The sequence below is a fragment of the Nocardia sp. CA-145437 genome, assembly GCF_050956485.1.
In the GTDB taxonomy this organism is placed as follows: Bacteria; Actinomycetota; Actinomycetes; order Mycobacteriales; family Mycobacteriaceae; genus Nocardia.
This window is the reverse complement of the sequence record NZ_CP191204.1, coordinates 3,041,055-3,065,975: the sequence shown is the minus strand read 5'-3', so window position 1 is coordinate 3,065,975 and position 24,921 is coordinate 3,041,055. Positions and strand designations below refer to the sequence as shown.

Genomic DNA, 24,921 nt, shown 5'->3' with positions numbered 1-24,921 from the left:
CCGGACCGGATGACGGGCGCTATCGTTCACCTATGTCTGCTGCAACTGAGAATGTTCGCGTAGATAGTGAGTTCGCGCCCCTGCGGACCGTGGTCGTCTCCCAGAGCGAATTCCGCGCTCCGGACAACACCGAGCTACTCGGCCACGCGATGCCGGTGGAACCGGCCGCGGTGGGCATCCTCGACGCTGTCTGGGGCAAGACGTTCGGCGAGGTGTACCCCGACAAGCAACGCGCGTGGGAGGCCGAACGCGACGAGCTGGCCGCGGTCCTGGAACGCCACGGCGTGGAGGTGCTGCGCCCGCGCCTGTTCACCGCCGCCGAGAAGGCGGCCGCCGGACCGGAGGGCTACGCCAACTTCTTCGTCCGCGATCCGTGGTTCACGGTGGGCGAGAACGTGATCGAGGGCGTACTCCAGTTCCCGCACCGCCGCCGCGAGGTCCTGCCCAGCCGGGATCTGCTGCTGGCGCGCGTGATGCCCGCCGCCGCGCACTACGTCTCGCTGCCGCAGCCGGGCATCGGCCATCCGGGACCCGGACCGTTCCTCGAGGGCGGCGATGTCCTGGTTCTCGGCAAGCAGGTCTTCGTGGGCTTGTCCGGGATGGCGAGCAACGCCCTCGGCTACCACTGGCTCGCGAAATATCTTCGCCCCCAGGGCTTCACCGTCACCCCGGTCCGCATGCCCGAACACGTCCTGCACCTGGACTGCGCCCTGGGCCTGGTCCGCGAGGGCCTGCTCATCGCCTGCCCCGACCGCCTCCCCGACGGCTTGCCCGCGGCGCTGCGCGATTGGGAGCGCATCGAGGTCACCGAGGACGAGGCCGCCGCCATGGCCACCAACGGCCTGCCCGTCGACAGCGAAACCTACATCACCGACCCGCGATTCGACCGGGTCGGCACCCTGCTGAAGGAGCGCGGCATCACCGTCGAGTACATCGACTTCTCGGTGTCGCGGCTGTTCGGCGGCGCGTTCCGCTGCTCCACCCAGCCGTTGCTGCGCGCCGAATGACCGCTCCCCCACCCCGTTTCGGGGCGGAGGGCGTCACGCGGCGGAGGTCACGCGGTAGACGTCGTAGACGCCTTCCACATTGCGGACGACATTGAGCAGGTGCCCGAGGTGCTTCGGGTCGCCCATCTCGAAGGTGAACTTGGAGATGGCGACTCGATCACCGGAGGTGGTGACCGCCGCGGAGAGGATATTGACCTTCTCGTCGGCGAGCACCTTGGTGACGTCGGAGAGCAGGCGGGTGCGGTCGAGGGCCTCGATCTGGATGGCGACCAGGAAGACCGACGACGGCGACGGCGCCCACTTGACCTCGATGATGCGTTCGGGCTCCGAGCGCAGCGAGTCGGCGTTGGTGCAGTCGGTGCGGTGCACGCTGACCGCGCCGCCGCGGGTCACGAAGCCCATGATCTCGTCGCCGGGCACCGGGGTGCAGCACTTGGCCAGCTTGGAGACGGTGCCGGGCGCGCCCGGAATCTCCACGCCCGCGTCACCGGTCGTGCGCTGGCGGGCCGGCACCGTGGACGGCGTGGACCGCTCGGCCAGTTCGTTCTCGACATCGCTGACGCCGCCGAGCTGGGCCATGAGCCGCTGCACCACGTGGTGCGCGGACACCTGGTTCTCGCCGACGGCCGCGTACAGCGCGGAGATGTCGGTGTAATGCAGTTCGTGGGCGAGGGCGCTCATGGCGTCCACGCTCATCAGACGCTGCAGCGGCAGGCCCGAGCGACGGACCTCCTTGCTGATGGCGTCCTTGCCCGCCTCGAGGGCCTCCTCACGGCGTTCCTTGGCGAACCACTGCCGGATCTTGGCCTTGGCACGCGGGGACACCACGAAGTTCGACCAGTCCCGCGAGGGTCCGGCGTTCTGCGCCTTGGAGGTGAAGATCTCGACGACCTCACCGTTCTCCAGCTGCCGTTCCAGCGCGACCAGGCGGCCGTTGACGCGCGCGCCGATGCAGCGGTGCCCGACCTCGGTGTGCACCGCGTAGGCGAAGTCGACCGGGGTGGACTTCTGCGGCAGCGTGATCACGTCGCCCTTGGGGGTGAACACGAAGATCTCCGGCGACTTCAGGTCGAAGCGCAGCGACTCCAGGAATTCGGCCGGGTCGGCCGCCTCCCGCTGCCAGTCGAGCAGCTGACGCATCCACGCCATGTCGTCGACTTCGGTGGAGTCGTTGGAGTGCTTGCCCTTGGTCTCCTTGTACCGCCAGTGCGCGGCGATGCCGAACTCGGCGGTCCGGTGCATGTCCTGGGTGCGGATCTGCACTTCCAGCGGCTTCCCGTCGGGACCGACCACGGTGGTGTGCAGCGACTGGTACACGCCGTAGCGCGGCTGGGCGATGTAGTCCTTGAACCGTCCGGCCATGGGCTGCCACAGCGAGTGCACGACGCCGACCGCGGCGTAGCAGTCGCGCACCTCGTCGCAGAGGATGCGGATGCCGACCAGGTCGTGGATGTCGTCGAAGTCCTTCCCCTTGACGATCATCTTCTGATAGATCGACCAGTAGTGCTTGGGGCGGCCCTCGACGACGGCCGTGATCCGGCTCGACGCGAGCGTGTTGACGATCTCGGCGCGCACCTTGGCCAGGTAGGTGTCGCGGGAGGGCGCGCGGTCGGCGACCAGGCGCACGATCTCGTCGTACTTCTTGGGGTGCAGGATCGCGAACGCGAGGTCCTCGAGCTCCCACTTGACGGTGGCCATACCGAGGCGGTGGGCCAGCGGCGCGATCACCTCGAGGGTTTCGCGCGCCTTCTTGGCCTGCTTCTCCGGCGGCAGGAAGCGCATGGTGCGCATGTTGTGCAGCCGGTCGGCGACCTTGATCACCAGCACGCGGGGATCGCGGGCCATGGCGATGATCATCTTGCGGATGGTCTCGGCCTCGGCCGCGGCGCCCAGGTTGACCTTGTCCAGCTTGGTGACGCCGTCGACCAGGTGGGCGACCTCGGTGCCGAATTCCGCGGTCAGCTCGTCGAGCGAGTACCCGGTGTCCTCGACGGTGTCGTGCAGCAGCGCGGCCACCAGGGTGGTGGTGTCCATGCCCAGCTCGGCCAGGATGTTGGCGACCGCGAGCGGATGGGTGATGTACGGGTCGCCGGACTTCCGGAACTGGTGCTGGTGCTTCTCGTCGGCGACGTCGAAAGCCCGTTGCAGCAGAGCCAGATTCGCCTTCGGGTACAGCTCGCGGTGCACACTGGCGAGCGGTTCCAGGACCGGCTTGACCGCCGCGATGCCGCGCTGCCCGGTCATACGGCGGGCCAGGCGGGCGCGGACGCGGCGGGAGGCGGAAGTGGGGACGGCGGTGGTGTTGCGGGCGGCGGCCGCGGACTGTGCGTTGGCCGCCGGGGTGGCGGATCCTTCCTCGGGCGATTGCCCCGAGTTCGCCTTCTCCAGATGCTGTGTCATGCCACCTCCGCTCGCGGCCTCGAAAGGAAAACCATATCGGACCGTTCAACCACCCAGATCATCCACTTTAGTCCTGGAATCGGATCACGACCGGGGCAGCGTCCACCGCCGGTGCCAACCGCTCCGGAGCGATGAACGATACCCGTCCTGCTCACCGTTCGCTCGGACTCGCCGCGAGCCCGTCGCGGGTCAGTTCCAGCCGTCGTGTCACCCCGATGCCGGCCAGGAATCGCGGGTCGTGGCTGACCACCACGAGCGCGCCCTGGAAGCTCGCCAGCGCCTCGGTGAGATGCGCGAGGCTGGGCAGGTCCAGGTTGTTGGTCGGCTCGTCGAGCAGCAGCAGTTTCGGCGCCGGTTCGGCCAGCAACAGCATGGCCAGCGCCGCCCGCAACCGCTCCCCGCCCGAGAGCGCCCCGGCCGCGACGTCGGCGTCGGCGCCGCGGAACAGGAACCGGGCCAACTGGGCGCGGATCCGCTCGGGTGCGGCGTGCGGCGCGGTGGCCGCGACGTTCTCGAACACGGTCTTCGATTCGTCGAAGACGTCGAGGCGTTGCGGCAGCATGCGCCACGGCACGGCCGGCCCCTCCTCCTGAATGCGGTGCAGCAGCGTGGTTTTGCCGATGCCGTTGCGTCCGGTGAGCGCGATGCGTTCGGGCCCGGTGATTTTCAGGGTCACGGTGGGTCCGCACGGCAGTCGCGCCTCGGTCAGGTCGAGGACGTCCTGGCCCGGGTAGAGCCGGGTGCCGGGTAGGTCGACACGGATCTCCCGGTCGTCGCGCAGCCGGTCCTGCATGTCGGTCAGATGATCCTTGGCCTCCTCGACCTTGCCGATGTGGTTGTTGCGCAGCTTGCCCGCCGACACCTGGGCCTGGCGTTTGCGTTCGCCCATGACGATCTTGGGTTCGCGCTTCTGGTCCCACATCTTCTGCCCGTACCGCTGGCGGCGGTCGAGTTTGATGCGGGCTTCGACGAGTTCGCGCGACTGCTTGCGGACATCGCTGCGCGCCTCCCGGATGGCCGCGCGGGCGGCTTCCTGTTCGGCGTCGATGATCCGTTCGTAGTCGGTGAAGTTGCCACCGAAGATCCGCACCTGCCCGTGCCGTAGTTCGGCGATGGTGGCGACCCGGTCGAGCAGTTCGCGGTCGTGGCTGACGGTGAGCACGGTGCCGGGGAACTGGCCGACGACCTCGTAGAGCCGCTCGCGCGCCACCCGGTCGAGGTTGTTGGTCGGTTCGTCCAGCAGCAGCACATCGGGTTCGCGCAGCAGTTCGGCGACCAGGCCGAGCAGCACGGTCTCCCCGCCGGACAGGGTGTCCAGGCGACGGTCCAGGTGCGCGACATCGCCTGCGACGTAATGCAATCCGAGCCGCCCCAGCAAGGCCACCGCGCGTTCCTCGATGTCCCAGGCCGTGCCGACGGTCTCGAAGTCGGCATCGTCGCCGGTCCCGGATTCGATGCGGTGCAACGCCTTCCGGATATCCGACAGCCCGAGCACCTCGTCCACGCGCTGCCCCGCGGCGAGTCCGAGATCCTGCCGCAGGTACCCGAACCGCCCCGGCATGGTCACCGAGCCGCGCTGGGCGCGCAATTCCCCGGTGAGCAGGCGGAACAGGGTCGATTTCCCCGCGCCGTTGGTGCCGACCAGGCCGACGTGACCCGGCCCGAACTGGGCGTCGAGTCCGTCGAACACAGGGGTGCCGTCCGGCCACGCGAAGGTGAGATCGGAAACAGAAATAACAGGCATAGACATGCGGGCCTCCCGAGAGTGAGCGAATGCGGCGCGCGACTGCGGGCCACTCGGCGATCACCTCAGAAGATCAACGGCATGTCTCCGATCAGACGGGAATGAGAACCGAACTACGGTAACCGAGATCAACGGGCCGGGGCAAGAACATATTTCGTGAGCCGAGTCTCAGCGCACGTCAGCGCGCGGTGACACGCAGATACCCGAGCGCCGCCAGCGCCAGCACGGCCGACGCACCGCACATGACCGTCACGCCGTGCCCGAGGGCGATCCCGCCCAGCAAGCTCCCGGCCCCGATGCCGAGGTAGATGCAGGAGGCGTTCAAGGCCACCACCAGCCCGGATTCCTCGGGTGCGGCGGCGATGAGCCGGTGCTGCTGTGCGGGCGTCTGGCACCAGGTCGCCGCGCCCCAGCCGAGCGCAAGCACACCGACGAGCACGGGCAACCGCGCACCGGTCGCGGCCAGCGCGGCCATGACGCCGAGGGAGACGGCCATCAGCGCGTACCCGGAGGTGAGCACCGGGACGGGTCCGAACCGATCGGTGGCGTAACCCGAGAACAGATTGCCCGCGATCGCGCCGACCCCGTACAGCCCCAGCACCCACGCGGTGGCCGAGGACCCGATTCCCAAGGCCCCCAACGCCGGAACCGCGTACGCGTACACGGTGTAGGCCGCACCCATGCCGAGCACGGTCAGTGGCAGCACGGCCGCCACGGACCGATCGCGCAGCACCGCCAGCCGAGTCGCCAACGGCACCATCGGATTTCCGGGCAGCGCGGGCACCCAGGCCGCGACTCCGGCCGCGGCCACCGCGCAGACCACCGCGACGCCGATCAACGCCGACCGCCACCCCATCCGCTCGGCCAGCAGGTCACCGAGCGGCACCCCGAGCGCGGTCGCGACGGTCAGGCCGCCCACGACGACGGCCAGCGCTCGCGCCCGGGTCCGCGGCGGGACGAGCGCCGAGGCTACGGCCGCCGCATTGGGGGTGAAGGCCGCGGCTCCGAGCGCGGCCACGATCCGGGTGGCCAGCAGCATCCAGAACGCCGGCGCCAGCGCCGAGCCGACATTGGCCAGGGCCAGCACCAGCAGCGCCGAGACCAGCAGGGTCCGGCGCGGCAGCCGCGCGGTCAGCGTCGCCAGCACCGGCGACCCGAGCGCGTACGTGGCGGCGAAGACGGTCACCGCCAGCCCCGCGCTCGCGAGCGAAACCCCCAGCGTCCCGGCCACATCCGGGAGAAATCCGGCGAGGATGAACGAGTCGGTGCCGACCGCGAACGTGCCCAGGGCCAGGATCCCCGTGCGCCGCAACCCGTTCCACGCACCCACCGCGCCCGACCCCGCTTCACCACCCACTCCCACTGCCTGGTCCTCGGCTCGCACCGGACGTCTAACCGGGATATTTCGCATCCCGAATCTCCTTCCGAAAAAACCCGGCGTATGCCGGGTCGGTTTCTCGCGGACGCGCGAACCGGTCAGCCGGTCCTGTTCTCGTAGAAGCGCCGCGCGTACTTCGAGGCGTTGGCCGGGGTGCCCGCCATCACGTCGGCCACCGTCTGCGCCGTCAGCTCCCGTCGCCAAGCCAGTTCGGCCCGCCCCATGGCCGCGGCGATGCCGCACGGTTTGGCGAATTCCTCACTCCCCCGCGCGGCCCCGGCGCCACGACGGCGAATCTCGGTGCACCGGAACGCCTCCGTGCGCCCTTCGACGGCGGCCACCACGTCCATCAAGGTGATGCGCTCGGGCGCGCGCGCCAGCCGGTATCCCCCGCGCGCTCCGGGCGTGGACTCGAGGATCCCTTCCCGCACGAGCGGCTGGAGCCGCTTCTTCAGGTACTCCGGCGGCAGTTCGAAGATCTCGGCGAGCCGGGCGGTGGCGATCGGCGCGTGGTCGTCGAGCCAGCCCAGGGCCACACAGCAGTGCAGCCCCCATTCGACGCCTTCACCCATCAACATGAATAGGGATACTACATGTCCCGATACCCCGGGCCAACCCCGTTCAGCTGCCGATGCGGCGAGCCTTCATGCCATTGGCGAGGGGCACCTCGCCGACCTTGCCGCCGGCTTCGGCGTGCAGCATGCGGCCGCCACCGGTGTAGATGCCGACGTCGGAGGGCCCACGCGGCCCGAACGACCCGAAGACCAGGTCACCGGGCTTGGCCGACAGCAAAGGCACCTCGACGCCTTGTTCCCACTGCTGTTCGGCGGTCCGCGCCAGGGTGATGGTGCTGCCGCTGCCCGCGAACACCGCGGCCGCGGTCAATCCGGCCTGGTCGAAGCCGCCGTCGCTGGGCCCGCCGGGTCCACCGCCGCCGAACACGTACGGCGTCCCGATCCACTGCTCACCGGCGGCCACGATCTGCGGCCCGAGATCGGCCCGCGAGTCGGCCTGGAACCGGCCCTCACTGCCGAGGCTGCGGAACCCGGGTTCGGCGGCGAGGATGCGCGCCACGTAGGGCCGGGTCTCGGTGTAGTGCCGCGAGATCTGGTTGGGCATGCCGCCCGAGGCCAGTACCGCGCCCTCACCGGCGTTGTAGGCCGCGACGGTCAGCGCGGTCAGATCACCGGACACCGTGCCCGCGGCCATCCAGCCCTCGATGGTCTTGGCGATGGCGCACATGTAGCGACCCTGCCCGATGATGGCGTCGGCCGGATCCAGCACGCTGGCATAGCCTTTGCCGTCGGCGTCGATCACGTAGGGCTGTCCGTCGGGGGCGAGGGCGCGGGCGGTGCCGGGCATGAACTGGGCGATGCCCTGCGCGCCGTCCGGGGAGACCGCGTCGGTGCGGAATCCGGATTCGGCCTGCCCCTGCGCGGCCAGCAGTGACGCGCCGATCTCCGGGCACAGCGAACCCGCGCGCCGGTACCAGATCTCGAGTTCGGCGGGCACCTTCCCGGAGGCGAGATTGCCGCCCGCGGTACCGAATCCGTTCTCGCAGTACGGCCCCGAGGGCGCGGGGATGCTGCCGCCGGCCAGCCACGGCATCGGGTCGACCTGATGCCCGCCGGTCATGCGCCCGCCCGGAACCAGCTCGAAATGCAGGTGCGGGCCCGAGGATTCGCCATTGCTGCCGACGTCGGCGATGTGGCGGCCCATCTGCACGATGTCGCCGGTGCGTACGAAGATGCCGTTCTCGTACATGTGCCCGTACACCGTGGAGTAGCGGCGGCCGCTCTCGTCGAGGGAGTCGATGACCACCCAGTCGCCGAAGCCCGAAGCCGCGCCCGAGGCCACCACCAGACCGTCGGCGGCCGCGTAGATGGGGGTGCCCGCGGCGGCGGCCATGTCCACGCCGAGGTGCGCGCCACCGCGCGCGCCGAAGGTGTCGGAGACGGTGAATGTGCCTGCGGCGAGCGGGTATTGGTGGCGGCCGGCGCCGGTGAGGCTGCCCGCCTCGTTCACCCGGCCGGGCGCGGCGGCCATGGAGGCGTTGGCGGGGGCGAGCACGGTCGAGGTGGGTGCCGCGTCCTTGACGCTGACCAGTACCCGGTCCAGGCGGTTGCGGGCGGCGTCGCCGCGATCGCCCAGCGGCGTCCACTGGATCCCGGCGGCCGCGCCGGGAGTCCAGCTGCGCTGCTTCCAGATCAGATAGTCGACGCGGAAGGCGGCGGCGTTCTCCTGGAGGAACGACACGATGGCGTCGCCCTTGCCGGAATCGCCGCCGACGATGAATTCCACGGCGCGCCCGGCCTTCAGGTCCGGGGTGGCGTCGTCGTCGACGACGCCGCGCATGTCCATCATCCCGAAGCGGGCCACCGTGCAGCGCAGGACGCGCAGCGCGCCCTCCTGTAGCCCCGCCTCGACGGGCGAGCCGGTGGACGGGCAGCTGGGTTCGGTGCGCGCGGAGGTGAGCGCGGGGATGGCGGGCGATCCGGGGCCGCAGCTGGTCTCACTGGCGGGCAGGATGATGACGAGCAGCAGCGTCATCATCCCCAATATCAGGCAGATCGCCCCACCCACGAGGTACTTGGGCCTCACGCCCGAAAGCTCCCGGCCGCCGCGCTGATCACTCGGACATCATGCCATGGCGGACACGCGGTTTCACGGACGTCCGCATCCGTCACACCCGTCGTGCGTGTCTCCACCGAACCGACCCGCGTGTCTGTTTCGGCGGGCGCAATGCGGGCATTCCTCGGATATGCCGTACCTTGCCCGCAATGAAGTCCGCGCCGCTGGCATCATCAGCGGCGTCGGCGCGCTCTTCGCCCTCATCGAGGGCATCTACATCCTGCTGCTGGTCTTCGACGCGGACCAGTCCAACAAGTTCTTCGGCTTCATCAAGCGGCTGGCCGAACCGCTCGCGCTGTTCTTCCCGGGGCTGTTCCACACCAGCAATGCCGACTTCAACATCATCCTGGACTACGGCCTCGCCGCGATCTTCTGGCTGGTGGTCACCGGATTCGTGGCCCGCATCATCGCCCGCTGACCGAGCGGCGCTGCGGGGACACGCCCCGCAACCCGATCCCCTTCCCCGCGGCGGCCGCGGGGAAGGGAAGGCGCCGGCCTGAACGGATCAGAGCTTGACGATCGACGTCACCGGGTAGTCGCCCTGCCGTTCGCGGCCGTTCAGGAAACCCAGCTCCAAGACGACTGCCGCCGCCGTGACCTCGGCACCCGCGGCGGCGAACAGCTCGGCCGCGGCCGCCAGGGTGCCACCGGTCGCCAGAACATCGTCGAGCAGCAGCACCTTGCGGCCCTTCAGATCGATGCCATCGGCCGGGATTTCCAGTGCGGCGGAACCGTATTCGAGCGTGTATTCGCGGCTCAGCACCGGCGGCGGCAGCTTGCCCGCCTTGCGGACCGCGACCACGCCGGTGCCGAGGATGGCGGCCACGCCCGCGCCCAGCAGGAAGCCGCGCGCGTCGACACCGGCGACCAGATCGGCGTCGGGGGCGCAGGAAGCGAAGCAGTCGAGCACCGCACGGAAGCCCGCGGAATCGGCGAACACCGGGGTCAGATCGGCGAAACGCACGCCCGGCGTCGGGAAGTCATCGTGCCAGCGGGTCAGCCGCCGCACCGCTTCCTCGGCCCGCGCGGCCCGCTCCCCCACCAGTTCGGCCGTCTCCAGCATCTCGTGCTTGCTCATCTACACCCACTCCTCGTTCACCACGCCGGTCCGGCACAACTACCGTTTCAGTACCCAGCGATCCATATTCCAGCCCGCGCCCGCCTTCGTGGCGCTGGCGATCCCGTTCTCCATGCCGTTGCCGAACCCGATGGTGCGGGGGGAGGCGAACAGCGGAATCGACGGCATCTCGCTCCAGAGCAGGTTCTCCTGCTCGTTGAGCAGATTCAGCACGGCTGTCGAGTTGTCGTCCGCCGCAAGCTGATCCGCGATGGCATCGTAGCGGCCGTTGCCGAACCGCCCGAAATTCAGGCCCGCGCCGGTGCGCAGCGCGGCGATGGCGTCGGCCGAGCCGAGCGTGCCGGAGGGGCCCGGCATGGCGGCGGTGCCGCCCAGGATCGCGTCGACCTTGCCCTCGGTGAGCTGCGCGGCGGTGAAATCCGGTGCGCCCGCGTCGATCACGTTCACTCCGGCGGCCTTGCAGGCGTCGGCGATGGCGGCGACCATGGCCGCGCGGCGTTCGTCGGGCTTGACGTAGCCGATCCGCACGGTCTGGTTGGCCACGCTCGAGGACGCGGCGGCCTGGGCGGCGGTGCCGTCGCCCTTGTACTTGTCGCCCGCACCCGAGATCGACTGGTAGTACACCGAATCCTGTTGCACGGTCCGCGAATTCAGCGGCCCGGCGCCCAGTCCGATCTTCACGGTGTAGTCCGGGTGCCCGAACTTCTCGAACAGCGCCTGCCGCGGCACGCACGAGGCGAACCCACGCCGCGCGTCCGCGCGGTCGAACACACCGCCGGTGGCGAGCACCAGCTGCTCGACACCGCGACCGGGCAGGTTCTGCCGGTGGAAGCTGCCCAGGCCCACGTCACCCAGCGATCCCGCGCCCACGTCCAGCACGCCGATCGAGTTGTCCGACACCTTGGACTTCAGGTCCGAGTGCCGGTCCCAGACCACGATGCGCCCGGTCCGGGGCTGGTTGCCCCACCACTTCTCGTTCTTCACCAGGACCAGGCCGTCCTTGTCGGTGAAGGAGTCGATCCGGTACGGGCCCGACGACGGCAGCACCGTGGTGTCCACCTTGCCGGGAGTGAGCTTCCAACCGTTGTTCCAGAAGTCGGCGACCCGCTCCAGGGTGGGCTGGTCGCCGGTCTGCACCGGGGTCACCACGTTCGGGATCTTCACCTGGGTGGCGACCACGTGCGCGGGCATCAGCTCGGCGGCGTTGAACAGCGTCTTCCACGCCGAGTAGTGCTTGCCCGGGCGGAACAGCACGGTGGCGTCCTTGGATCCGGGCTGGCAGTCGACGCGTTCGATATCGCGGTAGCCGTCGGTGCCGGCCGCCTCGAACAGCGGGACCGGTCCGCCCGGAGCGGGCTTGGTGAACCGCCCGCTGCGCGCGGCCCAGGTCAGCACCAGGTCGTCGCAGGAGGTCGGGATGCCGTCGGAGTAGACGCCCTCCGGGTTGAGCCGGTATTGGATGGTCTGGGCCTCGCCCGGCACCTCCTTGGCGGTGCCGGTGTCGGTGTCGGCCACCGGCTGCCCGTCGGGCCCGGTGTAGAAGAACCCGGTCAGCACCCGCGAGAACACCGCGGTCGCACCGCTGTTCGCGCCGAGCGCGCTGCCGCCGTTGTAGGAGGCGACGACCGCGTCCACGCCGTACCCGATGGAGGGCACCTGGTTCTTACCCGCGCAGCCCGCCAGCGCGCCGGCGGCGAGCGTGCCCGCCATCAGCGCGACGACGGTCCGGCGCACGGTCCTGTCGACGGCGGTCCGGCGCACAACCTTCTGGTCTTGCTTCACCCGCGAAACCCCCTGTGCGCCTAGTGCCGTCGCTGCTGTCGTTTCCCACTCGGCCGGGCGCCCGGACGCGGCGCCCGGGTGCCCTGGCTGCGCGGCCCGTGCTCGCGCGCGGCGCCGTTGGCGTCCGAACCGCGACCGGCGACCCCGGCCCGCTCGGCCGCCGCCGCGCCCACGCGGGCCCGGCTGCCGCCCGCGCGGCGGTTGAGCACCTTCTTGGTGTGCGCGGCGACCGGACCCCAGGTCTCCTTGAGCGACACCAGGATCGGGACGGCGAAGAAGATCGACGAGTAACCACCGACGATCATGCCGACCAGCTGCACCAGCGCCAGGTCCTTGAGCGTGCCGACGCCCAGCAGCCACACCGCGATCACCAGCATGCCGATGATCGGCAGGATGCCGATGACGGTGGTGTTGATCGATCGCATCAGGGTCTGGTTGGCGGCGAGGTTCGCCTTCTCCGCGTACGTGTGCTTGGTCAGGTGCAGCACACCGCTGGTGTTCTCCTCGACCTTGTCGAAGACGACCACGTTGTCGTAGAGCACGTAGCCCAGAATCGTGAGCAGACCGATCACCGCCGCGGGCGTCACCTCGAATCCGACCAGCGAGTAGATGCCCGCGGTCACGATGAGGTTGAACAGTAGCGAGGCGATGGCCGCGAACGACATATCGCGTTCGAAGCGGATCGCGATGTAGAGCATCGTCAATCCGACGAACACCACCAAGGCCAACAAGGCCTTGTGGGTGACTTGGCCACCCCAGGTCTCACTGATCTCGGCCACGCTGATCGCGTTGCGGTTGGGTTGTCCGCTGGAGTCCTTCGGCTGGAACGAGTCGTACAGCGCGTTCTGCAGCTTGTCGGCCTGCTCGGCGTTCAGCGAATCCGAACGGATCTGGATGGTCGACGACGAGCCCGAGCCCACCTTCTGCACGGTCACCGGGTCGTGGCCGAGCGCGGACCGGTAGACATCCTCCACCTTGGAAGTGGTGACACTGTCCGAGGCGGGCAGCTGGATGCGCGAACCGCCGGCGAAGTCGATGCCGAGGGTGAACCCCTTGAACACCATGCTGGCCATCGCGATCGCGATCAGCGCGGCGGCGATGCCGTAGTAGACCTTGCGCTTGCCGACGATCTCGAAACCGCCGGTGCCGGTGTAGAGCCGCTCGAACAGGCTGTGCCGCTTGTCCGCGGGCGTGGCCTCGTAGTCGAGCTCGGAGTCGGAATCCACCACGATGGGTGAGGACTTGGCCATGGTCACGCCTCCTTCACCAGAACGCCGCCGGTGGCCTTGCGTTCCTGTGCCAGCTCTGCAATTGCGCCCAGGCCGTTCACCGACGGCTTCGCCCAGAACGGCGACCGCGAGACCAGCATCATCAGCGGCGCGGTCACCAGGTACAGGACGATGACGTCGAGGACGGTGGTGACACCGAGGGTGAAGGCGAAGCCCTTCACCTGACCCGCGGCCAGCAGGTACAGCACCGCGGAGGCGATCAGCGAGACCGTCTTACCCGAGAGGTTGGTGCGCTGGGCGCGCTGCCAACCACGCGGCACCGCGGAGCGGAAGCTGCGGCCCTCGCGCATCTGGTCCTTGATGCGTTCGAAGAACACGACGAACGAGTCCGCCGTCATACCGATACCGATGATCAGACCCGCGATACCGGCGAGGTCGAGGGTGAACCCGATCCACCGGCCCAGCAGCACGATCAGCGCGTACACCGCGACACCCGCCGCGAGCAGCGAGAAACCGGCCAGGAAGCCGAGCATGCGGTAGTAGAGCAGGCAGTACAGCAGCACCGCCACCAGGCCGATCGCGCCCGCGATCAGGCCCGCGCGCAGCGAGGACATGCCCAGGGTCGCCGAGACCGTCTCGGCCTCGGAGGTGGTGAACGACAGCGGCAGCGAACCGTACTTCAGGGAGTTCGCCAGCTCCTTGGCGGTGGTGGCGGTGAAGTTGCCGCTGATCTGGGTGCTGCCGCCGAACTGGTTGCCGGACTCGACCCGCGGCGCGCTGACCACCTTGGTGTCCAGCGCGAAGGCCAGCTGCTTGTTCAGGTACTCGTTGGTCAGCTTGCCCCAGGCGTCCGAACCGCTCGACTTGAACTCGACGTCGACGACCCAGCGGCCCTGACGCGAATCCAGCTGTCCGGTCGCGTTCTTGATCTCCTGGCCGTCCAGCTTGGACTTGTCGAGGAGGTAGACCTCGGTGCCGTCACTGCTGCAGGCGACCAGCGGCAGGTTCGGATCGTCGTTGCCCTGCAGCGGATCCGGCTTGGTGCAGTCCATGGTGGCCATGGCCTGCAGCTGCGCGGCCTGATCGGTGCTCTGCCGCAACGCCTTCGCGGCCGCGATCTCCTGCTGCGACTGCTGCGGGCTCGGCGCCGGGGTCGGGGACGGGGTGGTGGGAGCCTGGGCCGGGAACACCCGGTTCTGCGGGACGGTCGCCTCGGTGGTCGCCGCGGCCGACGTGGTCGGCGCGGACGAGGTCGTCTCGGGCGTCACCGTGCTGGGCGCGGCCGGGGCGGTGGTCGGGGTGCCCGCGGGCGGCTGCTGCGGCTGAGTCTGCTTGCCGACCTGCGGTGCCGTCACATTGAGCACCGGGCGCACGTACAGCTTGGCGGTGGTGGCCAGCGACTTCGCCTGCGCGCCATCCTCGCCGGGGACCGTGATCACCAGGTTGTCACCCTCGATGACGACCTCGGAGCCGGCGACGCCGAGTCCGTTGACGCGCTTCTCGATGATGTCCTGGGCCTTCTTCAGGCTGTCCTGGCTGGGCTTGCCGCCGTCCGGGGTGCGAGCCGTCAGGGTGACCCGGGTGCCGCCCTGCAGATCGATGCCGAGCTTCGGGGTGTGGACTTTGTCGCCGGTGAAGAAGATCAGGCCGAACATCAAAGCCACCAGCGCGGCGTAGACGCCGAGCAGGCGCAATGGATGCGCCGTTCCCTGTGAAGGTGGCACAGTACTTATCTCCTAGGCGGGATCGAGGGTGGAACTAGCGGGTACACACCGCAGCGCCACCGGCCGCCGGTGTACGTCGAGTACAGCCCGGAGCGGCCGATGGCGCCGGATGTGTTCAGTCCTTGGTCAGCCGCGGCGTGTCGTCGGCGGCTTCGGAGGCGGCGTCCCCGGCGGCCGCGGTGCCGTTGGCCGCAGCGGCGGTGCCGTTGGCCACGGAGGTGGCGGCGGTGTCGTCGGCCGCAGGGGCGGCGGTGTCGTCGGCGGCGGCCGTGTCGTCGGCCTCGTCGTCGTTGCGCACCTCGAGCACCGACTTGCGCAGCCAGGTGGTGACGACCTCTTCGGCGATCTCCAGATCGACGGTGGCGTCATCGAGTTCGACCACGGTGCCGAACAGACCCGACGTGGTGACCACCCGGTCGCCGACCTTCAGGGCGTCCTGCATGTCGGTCACCTTCGCCATCTCCCGCTTCTGGCGGCGGACGCCGAGGAACATCGGGATGAGCAGGGCAACCAGCAGCAGTGGCAGCAGAAGATCCATCGTCGAAGTCAGCTCCTGGTCAGTGGTCAGACGGTTGTTTTCCAGACAGTCTGCCAGTAATCCCTGAGAGAACGCGCGGCGACCTGTCCCAGAGTCCACCCGTTTTCGCCCAGGGCTGATTCCCCGGGCCGCGCGGTCGGCCCCCGACTGTGCCGACCGCGCAGTCTCACTCAGGCCGGCTGTTGTCCGTAGTTGTAGTCGTCGAGCGGAAAGCTGGACGCTTCGCGGTGGGCGTTCAGGGTGCTTGTCGGGCGCAGCAGGGCGGCCTCGCCGTGCTGGTTGAAGTAGTAGCTGCGCGCGGTCGAGCACTGGCCGCCGTAGAAGACCGAGGAGCCGAGCTTGTCGGTGACGCGGTCCAGGAATTCGGCGTTGGCGCGCTCGGTGACCTCGAAGACCTGCTCGCCGCGGCGGAACATCTCACCGAACAGGCGCGTCATGTGCTTCATCTGCGCCTCGATGGTGGTGAAGTAGGACAGGCCGCTGTAGGAGTAGGGGCTGTTGAGGCTGACGAAGTTGGGGAACTTCGGCACCGTGATGCCCTCGTAGGCCTGGAAACGGTTGTCGCGCCAGAACTTTCCGAGGTTCACCCCGTCGCGGCCGATGATCTCGATGGCCGGGAAGTTGACGTCCCACAGGTTGAAGCCGGTGGCCAGGATGAGGGTGTCGACCTCGGTCTTGTGGCCGTCGGCGGTGACGATGCCGTCGGGCTCGATGCGCTCGATGGAGTTGGTCTCCAGGCGCACGTGCGGCTCGTTGAAGGTCTTGAAGTACAGGTTCGAGAAGGTCGGCCGCTTGCAGCCGAAATCGTAGTCGGGCGTGAGCTTCTCGCGCGTCTGCTTGTCGCGGACCTGGGTGCGCAGGTGGGCCTTGGCGAGCAGTCCGGCGGCCCTGTTGAGCGGCTTGGCCTGCTTGAAGTGCAGCACGCCGACCACCATGAGCGCCTCCAGCATGGAGGTGTTGACCAGGCGGGCAGCCTTCTGGGTGGCCGGAACTCGCGCGAACAGCTTCTGCACCGAGGGCGGGATGGGGGCGTCGACCTTGGGCACCACCCAGATCGGGGTGCGCTGGAAGACGGTGAGCGCCTGCGCCTTCTTGGCGACCTCGGGGATCAGCTGCACGGCGGTGGCGCCGGTGCCGATGATGGCGGCCTTGGTGCCGGTGAGGTCGAAGCCGTCCTCCCAGGCGGTGGTATGGATGATCTTGCCCTCGAACGTGTCGATGCCCGGGAACGGCGGGGTGTAGGGCTGCGACAGGAAGCCGGTGGCGGCCATCAGGTAACGCGCGGTGAGGGATTCACCGTTCTCGACCGATACCACCCAGTGCTGCTGCTCGGCGTCCCAGCGGGCGCCGCCCACGGTGGTGCCGAAGCGCATGCGGCGGCGCAGGTCGTATTTGTCGGCGACGTGTTCGGCGTACTTCTTGAGCTCCGAGCCCGGCGCGAACAGTCGCGACCAGTTCGGGTTGGGTTCGAAGGAGTACGAGTAGGTGACGGAGGCGATGTCCACCGCCAGGCCCGGATAGTGATTGACGTGCCAGGTGCCGCCGAGGTCGTCCTCGCGCTCGAGGATGAGGAAATTGCCCAGGCCGAGCCGATCCAGCTCGATTCCCGCACCCATACCGCCGAAACCCGCCCCGACCACGATGGCGTCGTACTGAGGTGCCACGCCGAACCTCCCGCTGAAGCTGTGTTCTCTACGAAAACTGATTCGTCTGTCACGGAATGACATCTCATTCCGTTTGTGATCACCGTATCATCGGCCTGGTGACGAAGCCATCCTCGAGAATCGAACGACGCAAGGCCGAACTCCGCCGGGAGATCATCGACACCGCGTTCGCGTGTTTCGCCGAGAAGGGCTATCACGCCACCGGCATCGCCGATATCGCCGCGGAGCTCGGCATCGGGCACGGCACCTTCTACCGGTACTTCGAGAACAAACGCGACATCATCGACCACGTCATCGACGACCTGGCCGCGCGGATCATCGAAGCGCTGGGCACCGACAACGCCCCCGACGCGGCCGACAGTCTCGAGGAGTACCGGGCGCAGGTGGACCGGATCGGCGACGCGCTCAACCGGATCTTCCTGGAGGACCGGCGGGTGGCGCAGCTGCTGCTGTTCCAGGCCACCGGGATCGACTCCGAATTGACCGAGCGGCTCTACGGCCTGCTCGACACCGCCGACGCCCTGACCGCCGGATACCTCGAGCACGGGGTCGAGCACGGTTATCTGCGTGCGGATCTCGACACCGTGAACACCGCGCGCGCGGTCACCGGCATGCTGCTGGCGGCCATCGTGCACGGCATCCGCACCCCCGACCCGCAGGCGGTGGACAATCTCAGCCATGCCATCCGAGCGCTGCTCATCGACGGCGTGCGCAAGCACTGAGGCGGCGATCCGGCAGGCGGTGAGACCCGTGTACAAACAGACCCGTATGTCCGGTGCCGCCGGATCCGCAAGGGGCGGAAGTAATTCGGACACGAAGCTCTTGGCACAATGGGGCGAGTGACCCCTGAGGACGTCCGCCGCCGCCGGTTCGGCCCCGCACCGCACGGGCCGCACGGCTACCACCCCGCCCAGGTGGACGCCTTCTGCGCGCGCATCGCCGACACCATGGCGGGCCACGACCATCTGACCGTCGCCGAGATCCGGCTCGTCGAATTCGACGGTCCCCCACCCGGGCAACACGGTTACGACATCGAACAGGTCGACGATTTCCTCGACCGGCTGTGCATGGAACTGGAGTACCTACGCCTGGGCCGGACCCACCAGCCCGTGAGCCGCACCCACGACCAGCTCACCCCCGACGACGTCCTGCACATCCAATTCTCCACTCCCCCTTACGGTTTCCGCGGCTATCGAGCCGAGGAGGTGGGGGCGTTCCTGGACCGCCTGGCCGCCACCCTCGCCCATCACGGCCCCAACGGCCTCACCCCGGACGAGGTCCGGGCCATCACCTTCCACCTCGCGCCCATCGGCGATCCCGCCTACCACCTCGACGAGGTCGACGCCTTCCTGGACCTGGTGGTCCGCCAACTCGAAGCGGTGCGCGCGGAGCCACATCAGCCCCGCGCACACTCCTGACTGCTGTTCTTGAAGCCCCTTTTCTGACTACTTTTCTTGACTGCCCTCTTCTTTTCTTGACTGCCCTCTTCCTGACTGCTGTCCCGACCGCTTTCTGTCGGCCCGCCGGCTCGAGTTCAACCCCGCTACACGAGCCCAACCGCGCTGCTCGAATTCAACCGCGCTGCTCGAGTTCAGCCCTGCTGTTTGAGTCCTCGTGCGGGGTCGATGAATTCGTTGGTGACCAGGGTGGTCGCCGTCAGATTGTCGGGGACCTCGCGGCCGCGGGCCTTCAGCAGCGGGGTGACCTGGGCGATGGACCGGGTGACGCGGTCGAGGTCGAAGTTGCCGAGGGTGTTGCCGGGGCCGTTGGCGACGATCTTCTCCTGCAGCTGCACCTTGACCGAGTCGGTGTTGCCCGCGGCGGACATGGGCGGGCCGTCGGGGATGGTCTGGGCGATGTGGAGCAGGGCCTGGTTGGTGGGTTCGGGGTTGGTGACGTAGTCGATTTCGGCCTGCTGCAGCAGGGGTACGAGTTTCTGCAGGCAGGGGCGGAGTTTGTCGAGTTCGCCGCTGCGGACCGACCAGGCGTGGGGGTAGCTCTCGTAGCCGGCGTCGGCGACCAGGAGGTGGCCGGTGGCCTTCTGCCAGCCCTTGACGTCGTGTTCCCAGCGGTAGGGCTCGTTGGAGACGTAACCCTGTTGCATGACGCGGCCGTGTTCGGCGACGAAGCGGCTGGGGGTGCCGTCGTAGGAGGCGTCGGCCTGTTCCTTCTTCACGTCTCCGTGGGCGATCAGGTAGTCCATGTAGATCTTGCCCTCGGAGTACAGGATCGGGGCGTTGGTGCCGGGCACGTCCTTCCACGAGTTGACCGTGTAGGTGGCCGGATCCCACATGACGATCTGCGGGTTCTTCTGCAGGGACGCGAAGACGCCGGTGAGCGGGAACTTGGCGGCGGCGCGGACCTGCTCGTCGGTGGGGACCAGGCCGAGGGTGATGGAGGTGTCCTGGTACATCTGGGCGGGTACCGGCTGCCCACCGAGGAACGGGCCACCCAGTCGCACTTCGACATTCACGCCGGTGTCGCCGAGCGGGCCGGAGTAGGCGCCCTTCTTGGCGTCGACGGTGCCGTTCGGGCCGACCAGCTGATACGCGGCGGCGCGTTCGGGCGTCGCGAACCAGTCGGTCTGGATGACGACGGTGGCCGGACAGACCCCGGCCAGCGCGCCCTGCCCGGTGGGCTTGGGGGTGGTGGCTCCCCCACCGCAGGCGGCGGTGAGCAGGACGCTACCGGCGAGCGCGGCAGCAGCGAGGACACGTTTCTTCACGAGCATTCCTTGGGTTGGGCACAGTGGGTTGAGACACGGTGGGGTTGAGACACGGTGCTGTTGAGACACAGTGGCGTTGAGACACGGTGCAGTTGAGACACCGTGGTGCTGCTAGCGGCGAGCGCGCTTGCCGTGGGCGCGGTCCACGCGTCCGGCGAGGAAGTCGAAGATCCAGAACAGGATCAGGCCGACGAGGGAGGACAACAGCAGCGCGGTGAGCAGTTCCTCGGTGGCGAGCCGCTGCCGGTAGACGTCGATCATGCGACCGATGCCCGGATTGCCCTGGCGGAAGAAGAAATCCGCGACGATGGAGCCGATCACGGCCATACCCGCGGAGATCTTGAAGCCGGAGATCATGGCCGGGAGGGCGGCGGGGAGCTGGAGTTTCAGCAGGCGCTGCCACCGGTTGGCGCCGTGCAGGGTGAACAGATCATGCTCGGAAGGCTGCACCGATTTCAGGCCGAACAGGGTGTTGGTGATGACCGGGAACAGCGACACCATGACGCAGACGATCACCCGGCTGCCGAACTCGTAGCCGAACCAGAATCCGAACAACGGCACCACGGCGAGCACCGGAATCGTCTGCAGGATGACCGCGTACGGGTAGAGCGAGTACTCGGCCCAGCGGGCCTGGCTCATGATCACCGCGAAGGTGACGCCGAGCACGATCGCGATCACCAGGCCCACCAGCGCGATCTGCACGGTCGCGCCCAGCGCCTGCAGGATCTCGGCGCGGGTGGCGGCGTCGAGCAGCCCCTTGGACACCACCGCTTCCGGCGGCGGCAGCAGGAACCGGGATTCCGGCGCGATCAGGACGTGGCTCGCGATCGACCACGCGGACATGACCAGCACGAACACGAGGATGGGCGCGAAGACCCGGACCGGCGCGATCGCGAAGGGCCAGCGCGGCTTCCGGATTCGACGCACGGGCTGCCCGCCTGCTTCGGGCGCGGCCGTGGTGCCGGCCGCCTCGGATACCGGGGTCGCATCCCCGTCATCGGGCGACGTCGTCAGGTCACCCGCCTCACGCACCGTCGTCGGGTCGCCCGCCACGGATGCGGCGATCGGCTCGTCCGACCCGGACACAGCGATCTCGCTGTCAGCGGCCGCGGTCATGCCGCCCTCCCCAGCGTCTGGGCGGTGCCCCGTTCGGCGTCGTGCAATGCCGCCGAGACCTCCGCCGCGACGGCGCCGAACTCGGCCGTGTACCGCAACTCGGGCGAGCGCGGAAAGTCCAGCGGCACCGCGATATCGGCCGCTACGCGTCCGGGCCGCCCGGTCAGCACAATGACCCGGGTCGACATGAAGACCGCTTCGGCGACCGAGTGGGTCACGAAGACTCCCGTGAATCCCGAGCGCCGGTACAGCCCGCTCACCTCCTCGTTCAACCGTTGCCGCGTAATCTCGTCGAGAGCGCCGAAGGGTTCGTCGAACAGGAACAGTTCGGGCGCTCCGGTGAGGGCGCGCGCGATCGAGGTGCGCATCCGCATGCCGCCGGAGAGCTGCGCCGGCTTGTGGTTCTCGAATCCGGTGAGCCCGACCAACTCCAGCGCCTCCCTCGCCGCGGCCCGGCGAGTCGTCTTGTCCACGCCCGCGAGCTCGGCGGGTAGCTCCACATTCCGCAGCACCGACCGCCACGGCAGCAAGGTCGCCTCCTGGAAGACGTAACCGAGCTTGCCGGTGCCGAGGGAAATCGTTCCGGCGGTGGGCTTCTCGAACCCGGCGGCCAGTCGCAGCAACGTGGACTTGCCGCAGCCGGAGGGACCGACCAGCGAGACGAATTCGCCAGGCCGGATGGCGATATCGATGCCGTCGAGCGCGTGGGTGCCGTTCTCGAAGGTCAGGCCCACATGATGAAGGGCCAAGGCCTGGTCGGTGTATACGGTGTCGGCGGCGGCGGTGGCATTCCCGCTCGCGGTGGCATCCGTATTCCCGTCCGGGCCTTGGCCTTTGACGGTGGTTGAGGCGGTGGTGCGCATGTCCACATTTCTATCGGCGGCTCGTTGCCGAATGCGGTCCAGGCGATTACACCCTTGTTTCGTATACGATCAGCGTGGATCAGTTCGGCGGTCAGTCGCCGAGCAGGCGGCCGTCCCGCGCGACCACGCGGCCACGCTTGACCACCAGCGAACGTCGCGGCACGGAAACCACGGCGGCAGCGGGTGTTTCGGCGTCCACCGTGAACAGGTCGGCGGTCGCGCCTTCCCGCAGCCCGTAGTCCTCGATCCCGAGCAGGGCCGCTCCCCCGTAGGTGCCCGCGGCCAGGGCCAGTTCGATGTCCTCGTCGAAGACCAGGCGATCCCGGAACGCCACCTGCATGACCCGGCGCAGCATGTCGCCGTCACCGTAGGGGGTCCACAGGTCCCGGATGCCGTCATTGCCGAGGGCCAGCCCGGCCCCGGCGGCGTGCATGACCCGGACCGGCACCACGGGCGCGCTCCCGACGGCGCAGGTCACCATCGAAACCCCGGCCTCGGCGAGGCTTTCCGCGATCCGGCGCTGTTCGCCCGGCTCCAGCTCGCCCATCGCGTAGGCGTGGCTGATGGTGACCCGGCCCGCCAGACCGGTGGCCTTGGTGCGAGCCACGATCAGGTCGTACTGCCAGGCGCCGAGCGCGCCACGGTCGTGCAGGTGGATGTCGATGCCCGCCCCGTACTTCTCGGCGAGGTCGAACAGCACATCCAGCTGCCCGGCCGGATTCCCGTCGTACCCGGCGGGATCCAGCCCGCCGACCACCTCCACCCCGTCGGCGAGCGCGGCTTCGAGAAGCTCGGCAGTGCCCGGCCGGGTCAGCAACCCGCCCTGGGGGAAGGCCACGAGCTGGACGTCCACCCGATCGGCGTGCCGGGCCGCGGCCGCCCGCACCGCTTCCACGCCCCGCAACCCGACTTCGGGATCGATGTCGATGTGGCTGCGCACGTGCGCGGTCCCCGCGGACACCATGGCCCCCAGCAGGTTCGACGCGTAGTCGGCGCTCGGCAGCCCGAGTTCGTCGCGGCGGCCCTCACCGTTGGCGATCCGCCCGGCGAGCGTGCCGCCGCCGGTGTTCGGCACCCACGGCCCGCCGTACATGGTCTTGTCGAGGTGGCAGTGCGAGTCCACCAGGCCCGGGAGCACCAGCGCCCCCGCCAGATCCACGGACTCGACGCCGTCGGCGGTGAGCCCGTCCCCGATCGCGGCGATCCGCCCGTCGCGAATCAGGATGTCGGCGAGCGTGACCGGCGTACCGGGCGTCCAGGGCCGGCCGCCGCGGAGCAGGAGATCGTTCATGAGATACACCACCTGTGTCGTAGGAGAAGGGAGAACGGAGGGGGGGCCGAACAACGTCAGGACAGCAGCATGGCCGCGCCCGCCCCGACGCCGAACACGATGACCACCGCCCGGAAGGCTCCCGGCCGCAGCCGATCCGCCACCCGGGCGCCGAGAACGCCGCCGAGCAGGCAGGCCGGGGCGAGCACCGCGACCGCCCACCACTCGACGGGCCCGAACAGCGCGACCGCGATCACCGCGGTACTCGACACCGTGAGTGTGAGGAGGCTTTTCAACCCGTTGAGCCGGGTGATCGAGGCATCGATCCCCAGGGCCAGCGCGGTGAGCAGCACGATCCCCATGCCCCCGTTGAAGTACGCGCCGTAAGCCGCGCCGAGGAACACGCCCGCGAACAGTCGCAGGCGTGAGTCCCCGCCGTGCTCGGACAGTTTGCGCGACACCAGCGGCTGCGCCGCGAACAGCGCGGTGGCGGCGAGAATCAGATAGGGCACCAGCGCCGCGAACACCTTGGGCGGTGCGGCCAGCAGCGCGATCACCCCGCCGGTGGCGCCCACCACGCCGGTGAGGACCAGCCCCGGGACCAGGGTGCGGTGTTCGTCGAGCCGCTTGCGCAGCGCGGCGGCCCCGCCCAGATAGCCGGGCCAGACCGACACCGAGTTGGTGACCGTCGCCGTGACCGGCGGCAGCCCCGTGGCCAGCAACGCCGGGAACGACAGCAGACTGCCGCCCCCGGCGATGGCATTGCAGACGCCCGCCCCTACTCCGGCGGCGAACAGGAGCACGAGATGCGCGAGATCCATGAGTTCCTTCCGAACAGAATGGCCGCATCGTATACAAACTGCCGCAGGACGGCGACCCGAAAACGCTGTGGCGCAGTCGGACCCGTGAATACGACGGCCGTCCAGTGACTTTCGGGCGGATACAGTAGATTTGCCACATCCCGTCGGCCGAGGCCACGATGGATCGTATGCAACTCCCTGTTCCACCGAATCCCTGATGAGGCTGCCGTGACCAGCACCGCCGGGCGTATGACACCGCAACAACTGTGTCGCGCCATCCGTGACGACATCATTCGCGGCGCTTACGCCCCCGGCCAGCGCCTGACCGAGGACGCGCTCGCGGAGAGCTACGGGGTGTCCCGGGTGCCGGTCCGGGAGGCGCTGCGCACCCTGGAAGCCGAGGGTTTCGCCTCGTCACGGCCCTACGCAGGTGTTTTCGTGGCGGCACTGACCGAGGACGAGGCCGCGGACCTCCTGGAGATCCGGGCTCGCCTGGAACCGCTGTGCGCGTCCCGCGCCGCCGTCCGGCGCACCCCGGAGCAGCTCGGCCGCCTGAAGGAGCTCACGGCCCTCGGCCAGGACGCCGTGCGTGCGGGCCGTCTCGACGAGCTCGCTCGCCTCAACAGCCGCTTCCACGAGGTCCTCGCGGAGGCGTCCGGAAGTACCCTGCTCGCGCAGCTGATCATGCAGCTGAGCTGGAAGATCGCCTGGGTCTACTCGGTCGAACTCCCCCGCCGCGCGACCGACTCCTGGCACGAGCACGAACAGATCTGCGCCGCTCTGGAAGCCGGCGACCCCGACCGCGCCGCCGCCGTGGTCACCGCCCACATCGCCCACGCCGCCACCGCCTACCGGTTCCGGCAGCGCGCCGAAGACCCTGCGCCACAGCCCGGTTCGGCTCCGCGCGCTTCGTAACACCGGGGAAGCAATTGCCGCCCCCGGACGAAACACGGCTCTCGTATACAAACGGAG

General features: G+C 69.0%; 20 protein-coding genes and 1 pseudogene. 5 read left to right on the top strand and 16 right to left on the bottom strand.

What is annotated here, in order from left to right:
- Positions 1 to 32: 32 nt before the first annotated feature.
- The gene (locus ACQPYY_RS14195) at positions 33 to 1,007 is read left to right on the top strand and encodes a dimethylarginine dimethylaminohydrolase family protein (RefSeq protein ID WP_433594087.1); all 975 of its coding nucleotides are present in this window, start codon (positions 33 to 35) and stop codon (positions 1,005 to 1,007) included.
- Positions 1,008 to 1,040: 33 nt separating this feature from the next.
- Here the strand turns inward: ACQPYY_RS14195 and ACQPYY_RS14190 are convergent, their stop codons facing one another.
- From ACQPYY_RS14190 to ACQPYY_RS14170, 5 genes are all read right to left on the bottom strand, one after another.
- A complete protein-coding gene (locus ACQPYY_RS14190) occupies positions 1,041 to 3,407 on the bottom strand; it encodes a RelA/SpoT family protein (RefSeq protein WP_357288192.1) in 2,367 nt (788 codons plus the stop codon).
- Between the two features lie 151 nt (positions 3,408 to 3,558).
- The gene (locus ACQPYY_RS14185; protein ID WP_433594086.1) at positions 3,559 to 5,157 is read right to left on the bottom strand and encodes an ABC-F family ATP-binding cassette domain-containing protein; all 1,599 of its coding nucleotides are present in this window, start codon (positions 5,155 to 5,157) and stop codon (positions 3,559 to 3,561) included.
- 172 nt (positions 5,158 to 5,329) lie between these two features.
- Positions 5,330 to 6,514 (bottom strand): MFS transporter, encoded by a 1,185-nt coding sequence (locus ACQPYY_RS14180; RefSeq protein WP_433594085.1) that lies wholly within the window; start codon positions 6,512 to 6,514, stop codon positions 5,330 to 5,332.
- A gap of 113 nt (positions 6,515 to 6,627) precedes the next feature.
- Positions 6,628 to 7,107 (bottom strand): RrF2 family transcriptional regulator, encoded by a 480-nt coding sequence (locus ACQPYY_RS14175; protein ID WP_433594084.1) that lies wholly within the window; start codon positions 7,105 to 7,107, stop codon positions 6,628 to 6,630.
- A 43-nt stretch (positions 7,108 to 7,150) separates the two neighbouring features.
- Positions 7,151 to 9,130 carry a peptidoglycan DD-metalloendopeptidase family protein gene (locus ACQPYY_RS14170; RefSeq protein ID WP_379097614.1) on the bottom strand — a complete coding sequence of 660 codons (1,980 nt, stop codon included), beginning with the start codon at positions 9,128 to 9,130 and terminating at the stop codon, positions 7,151 to 7,153.
- A 160-nt stretch (positions 9,131 to 9,290) separates the two neighbouring features.
- Between ACQPYY_RS14170 and ACQPYY_RS14165 the strand changes: the two genes are divergently transcribed.
- A complete protein-coding gene (locus tag ACQPYY_RS14165) occupies positions 9,291 to 9,578 on the top strand; it encodes a hypothetical protein (RefSeq protein WP_379097611.1) in 288 nt (95 codons plus the stop codon).
- Between the two features lie 87 nt (positions 9,579 to 9,665).
- Here ACQPYY_RS14165 and ACQPYY_RS14160 read toward each other — a convergent pair whose 3' ends face one another.
- The 6 genes and pseudogenes from ACQPYY_RS14160 to ACQPYY_RS14135 all read right to left on the bottom strand — a co-directional run bounded on the left by ACQPYY_RS14160 (position 9,666) and on the right by ACQPYY_RS14135 (position 17,175).
- Positions 9,666 to 10,238, bottom strand: coding sequence for an adenine phosphoribosyltransferase (locus tag ACQPYY_RS14160; RefSeq protein ID WP_379097608.1), 573 nt, complete (start codon positions 10,236 to 10,238; stop codon positions 9,666 to 9,668).
- Between the two features lie 39 nt (positions 10,239 to 10,277).
- Positions 10,278 to 11,948, bottom strand: coding sequence for an ABC transporter substrate-binding protein (locus ACQPYY_RS14155; RefSeq protein ID WP_433594647.1), 1,671 nt, complete (start codon positions 11,946 to 11,948; stop codon positions 10,278 to 10,280).
- Positions 11,949 to 12,040: 92 nt separating this feature from the next.
- Entirely contained in the window at positions 12,041 to 13,270 is a 1,230-nt protein-coding gene (gene secF, locus ACQPYY_RS14150; protein WP_379097605.1) for a protein translocase subunit SecF, read from the bottom strand.
- A gap of 2 nt (positions 13,271 to 13,272) precedes the next feature.
- Positions 13,273 to 14,973 carry a protein translocase subunit SecD gene (secD, locus tag ACQPYY_RS14145; protein ID WP_379097602.1) on the bottom strand — a complete coding sequence of 567 codons (1,701 nt, stop codon included), beginning with the start codon at positions 14,971 to 14,973 and terminating at the stop codon, positions 13,273 to 13,275.
- 232 nt (positions 14,974 to 15,205) lie between these two features.
- Positions 15,206 to 15,511, bottom strand: a pseudogene (gene yajC / locus ACQPYY_RS14140) (preprotein translocase subunit YajC); the annotation flags it as partial.
- Between the two features lie 170 nt (positions 15,512 to 15,681).
- On the bottom strand, positions 15,682 to 17,175 hold the full coding sequence (locus ACQPYY_RS14135; protein ID WP_433594083.1) for a flavin-containing monooxygenase: 1,494 nt from the start codon (positions 17,173 to 17,175) through the stop codon (positions 15,682 to 15,684).
- Positions 17,176 to 17,231: 56 nt separating this feature from the next.
- Here ACQPYY_RS14135 and ACQPYY_RS14130 point away from each other — a divergent pair, with 56 nt between their 5' ends.
- Positions 17,232 to 17,897, top strand: coding sequence for a TetR/AcrR family transcriptional regulator (locus tag ACQPYY_RS14130; RefSeq protein ID WP_433594082.1), 666 nt, complete (start codon positions 17,232 to 17,234; stop codon positions 17,895 to 17,897).
- Positions 17,898 to 18,014: 117 nt separating this feature from the next.
- Complete coding sequence (locus ACQPYY_RS14125; RefSeq protein ID WP_379097593.1) at positions 18,015 to 18,593, top strand: DivIVA domain-containing protein; 579 nt, start codon at positions 18,015 to 18,017, stop codon at positions 18,591 to 18,593.
- A gap of 173 nt (positions 18,594 to 18,766) precedes the next feature.
- Here ACQPYY_RS14125 and ACQPYY_RS14120 read toward each other — a convergent pair whose 3' ends face one another.
- The 5 genes from ACQPYY_RS14120 to ACQPYY_RS14100 all read right to left on the bottom strand — a co-directional run bounded on the left by ACQPYY_RS14120 (position 18,767) and on the right by ACQPYY_RS14100 (position 23,970).
- Positions 18,767 to 19,900: an ABC transporter substrate-binding protein gene (locus ACQPYY_RS14120; protein ID WP_433594081.1), complete on the bottom strand. Its 1,134-nt coding sequence runs from the start codon at positions 19,898 to 19,900 to the stop codon at positions 18,767 to 18,769.
- A 111-nt stretch (positions 19,901 to 20,011) separates the two neighbouring features.
- Entirely contained in the window at positions 20,012 to 21,016 is a 1,005-nt protein-coding gene (locus ACQPYY_RS14115; RefSeq protein ID WP_433594080.1) for an ABC transporter permease, read from the bottom strand.
- On the bottom strand, positions 21,013 to 21,879 hold the full coding sequence (locus tag ACQPYY_RS14110; protein ID WP_433594079.1) for an ABC transporter ATP-binding protein: 867 nt from the start codon (positions 21,877 to 21,879) through the stop codon (positions 21,013 to 21,015). Before ACQPYY_RS14110 ends, ACQPYY_RS14115 begins: the two co-directional genes overlap by 4 nt.
- A 91-nt stretch (positions 21,880 to 21,970) precedes the next feature.
- Positions 21,971 to 23,170, bottom strand: a complete 1,200-nt coding sequence (locus ACQPYY_RS14105; protein ID WP_379097583.1) for an amidohydrolase — start codon at positions 23,168 to 23,170, stop codon at positions 21,971 to 21,973.
- 56 nt (positions 23,171 to 23,226) lie between these two features.
- On the bottom strand, positions 23,227 to 23,970 hold the full coding sequence (locus tag ACQPYY_RS14100) for a sulfite exporter TauE/SafE family protein (RefSeq protein ID WP_379097580.1): 744 nt from the start codon (positions 23,968 to 23,970) through the stop codon (positions 23,227 to 23,229).
- Between the two features lie 207 nt (positions 23,971 to 24,177).
- Here ACQPYY_RS14100 and ACQPYY_RS14095 point away from each other — a divergent pair, with 207 nt between their 5' ends.
- Positions 24,178 to 24,864 (top strand): GntR family transcriptional regulator, encoded by a 687-nt coding sequence (locus tag ACQPYY_RS14095; protein WP_433594078.1) that lies wholly within the window; start codon positions 24,178 to 24,180, stop codon positions 24,862 to 24,864.
- Positions 24,865 to 24,921 lie beyond the last annotated feature (57 nt).

What these genes read in the sequence shown, in the direction of transcription:
- ACQPYY_RS14195 (WP_433594087.1), top strand. Translation starts at nt 33, where the DNA reads ATGTCTGCTGCAACTGAGAATGTTCGCGTAGATAGTGAGTTCGCGCCC.
- ACQPYY_RS14190 (WP_357288192.1), bottom strand. Translation starts at nt 3,407, where the DNA reads ATGACACAGCATCTGGAGAAGGCGAACTCGGGGCAATCGCCCGAGGAA.
- ACQPYY_RS14185 (WP_433594086.1), bottom strand. Translation starts at nt 5,157, where the DNA reads ATGTCTATGCCTGTTATTTCTGTTTCCGATCTCACCTTCGCGTGGCCG.
- ACQPYY_RS14175 (WP_433594084.1), bottom strand. Translation starts at nt 7,107, where the DNA reads ATGTTGATGGGTGAAGGCGTCGAATGGGGGCTGCACTGCTGTGTGGCC.
- ACQPYY_RS14165 (WP_379097611.1), top strand. Translation starts at nt 9,291, where the DNA reads ATGCCGTACCTTGCCCGCAATGAAGTCCGCGCCGCTGGCATCATCAGC.
- ACQPYY_RS14160 (WP_379097608.1), bottom strand. Translation starts at nt 10,238, where the DNA reads ATGAGCAAGCACGAGATGCTGGAGACGGCCGAACTGGTGGGGGAGCGG.
- ACQPYY_RS14155 (WP_433594647.1), bottom strand. Translation starts at nt 11,948, where the DNA reads ATGGCGGGCACGCTCGCCGCCGGCGCGCTGGCGGGCTGCGCGGGTAAG.
- secF (WP_379097605.1), bottom strand. Translation starts at nt 13,270, where the DNA reads ATGGCCAAGTCCTCACCCATCGTGGTGGATTCCGACTCCGAGCTCGAC.
- ACQPYY_RS14130 (WP_433594082.1), top strand. Translation starts at nt 17,232, where the DNA reads ATGACATCTCATTCCGTTTGTGATCACCGTATCATCGGCCTGGTGACG.
- ACQPYY_RS14115 (WP_433594080.1), bottom strand. Translation starts at nt 21,016, where the DNA reads ATGACCGCGGCCGCTGACAGCGAGATCGCTGTGTCCGGGTCGGACGAG.
- ACQPYY_RS14110 (WP_433594079.1), bottom strand. Translation starts at nt 21,879, where the DNA reads ATGCGCACCACCGCCTCAACCACCGTCAAAGGCCAAGGCCCGGACGGG.
- ACQPYY_RS14105 (WP_379097583.1), bottom strand. Translation starts at nt 23,170, where the DNA reads ATGAACGATCTCCTGCTCCGCGGCGGCCGGCCCTGGACGCCCGGTACG.
- ACQPYY_RS14100 (WP_379097580.1), bottom strand. Translation starts at nt 23,970, where the DNA reads ATGGATCTCGCGCATCTCGTGCTCCTGTTCGCCGCCGGAGTAGGGGCG.